Source organism: Phormidesmis priestleyi ULC007 (assembly GCF_003003695.1).
Lineage (GTDB): Bacteria > Cyanobacteriota > Cyanobacteriia > Leptolyngbyales > Leptolyngbyaceae > Phormidesmis_A > Phormidesmis_A priestleyi_A.
On record NZ_PVWG01000106.1, the window covers coordinates 1 to 2051 of the forward strand.

Consider the following 2051-nt stretch of genomic DNA (forward strand, 5'->3'; position numbering starts at 1 on the left):
TCCGGAGGGGAGCAGGCATAAGGAGGGGTTAATTAGAGGGTCTTCCTATCTTATATTTAACTTCACCCTCCTACTTAATGAGCGAGAAGGGGTACGCCGAGCCGCAATTACCCACGCGTCAAACCATCGGTGCGATTCTTAATCGCATGGGATATCGCCTAAAAAAACACAGAAGACCAAACCCTTGAAAAAGATTGCTCAAACCGATGCGATTTTCGAGAATGTGTTCCGAGAGAATCAGACCTCGGATGACAACCCCAAATCGTTGCGACTCTCCATTGATAGCAAAGCCAAAGTCAAGATTGGCAACCTCTCCCGAAATGGGAAAGCACGAACCTTGGAGCCGAAGGCTGCCGATGACCACGATACAGCGTGGCAAGCCGTTTTAGTCCCCTTTGGCATTCTTAATACCGATACCAACCAGTTGTCGATTTACTTGGGACAATCTGCTGAGACCAGTGATTTTATCGTTGATTGTTTAACGACTGGGTGGGATGACCATCAATCCCACTACCCTGAACTAGATGAATGGGTGATTGACCTCGATAGGGGAGCCGCAACCAGAAGTGACCGAACGCAGTTTATCAAGCGCATGGTCGAACTGTCTCAGGCAATCGGGTTGAGAATTCGATTGATTTACTACCCTCCTTACCACAGCAAGTACAACCCCATTGAACGCTGTTGGGCAGCACTAGAGAACTATGGGAATGGGGCAATTTTAGATTCTGTTGAAGCCGCAGTGCAATGGGCAACCCACATGACCTGGAAGGGAATTGCACCGACTGTGCAACTAGTTGATCCTATCTATGAGAAAGGAATCAAGGTGTTGCCTGAGGAGTTAGAACGGTATCAACCTTTCTGGCATCGCTCTAAAACCTTGTCCAAGTGGGATATCACGATTGTTCCAGCTTGACCGGGGTCTTATTTCTTTGCAAGCCCCTTACGGGTGATATGACAGAACAGACGATGCTCAATCTTATTCCATTTACTGGTTCCAGGCGGATAGTGACAAACCTCAACTTTCATGCCCGTTCCGTCTGCCAAACGTTGTAGCTCCTTCCATAAGCGGTTACGATGGCCGTTGCTGCCACCACTATCAGCCGTGATGAGCAGGCGATGAGATTTCGTCATACCGAGGCTGCCCCAGTTCGTGCCACCATCGCCGGATCGCTTCGACAGCGAACTCGGCTGTATCACTACTGATGCCGACTGACACGCCAGCATCATTTTCAGCGATGTCATACACTCCATAGGGAACGGCTTTACCCAGCTTTTGGTCGGGAGAATCATGAGTGTCTACTGCTAGGGGTTTACCCTTGGGACGGTACTCTCGTCCTTCATTCGCCTTATTGCCTAGCACTTCTTTCTTCTTGGTATCAACGGAAATGGCTGGACACCTCCTACATTGATAAGCTTTGACACGCTTGGCAATGTGTTTGAATTGTTGGTCACGCTCAGGATGGTCGTTTCCTTCTCTCCTTTTCCGATTTCCCTGAAGCGAGTAACCGAGGTCTTTGAGAATTTCGGATAGCTTCGTCCGTCCGACTTGATGACCTTGCTGATTCAACTCTTTTTGCAAATTCGTCAAACTTTTGCATGTCCATCGCAGCGGCGATTGTGGATCACCCCTTTCCGTCGGTTCGATTAAACGCTCAATGGCCTGTTGCAAAGTTTGGTCGTGATGTTCAAGTCGTTTACGACCACCACCCACTTGACGTTGTCGGCTAGAGACTAATGGAATTGCAGAGCGCAGTTCTTCGATACCGTTCCTGACCATTCGGTCTGATAAGCGTGTTGCTGCCGCAACGGCTACTATGCCACCGTGCCCTATTGCCATCGCTTCGGTCGCACCCCATCGGCGACGACCACGCTCGTCAAGATTGTTGACCAACGACAGATACTTGACTCGGAGCATTTCGACTGTCTTAGGGTTCGGCATCTCGATAGACTCACAAAGTTGCGTGATGATAGTAACTTGAGTGTTGTGATGTCGAGGGAGAAAAATCGAAGTCCTTCTATGGCGGGATGAACAGGAGTGAGGAATGCGGGAA

Annotated in this window: 1 protein-coding gene and 1 pseudogene; one reads left to right on the forward strand and one right to left on the reverse strand. The window is 49.3% G+C overall.

Going from position 1 to position 2051, the window contains the following annotated elements:
* Positions 1 to 151 precede the first annotated feature (151 nt).
* A complete protein-coding gene (locus C7B65_RS26810; RefSeq protein WP_073075364.1) occupies positions 152 to 913 on the forward strand; it encodes an ISAzo13-like element transposase-related protein in 762 nt (253 codons plus the stop codon).
* Between the two features lie 32 nt (positions 914 to 945).
* On the opposite strand, the pseudogene C7B65_RS26820 reads toward C7B65_RS26810, so the two are convergent.
* Positions 946 to 1939: pseudogene (locus tag C7B65_RS26820) on the reverse strand (ISAzo13 family transposase); the annotation flags it as partial.
* Between the last annotated feature and the right edge of the window lie 112 nt (positions 1940 to 2051).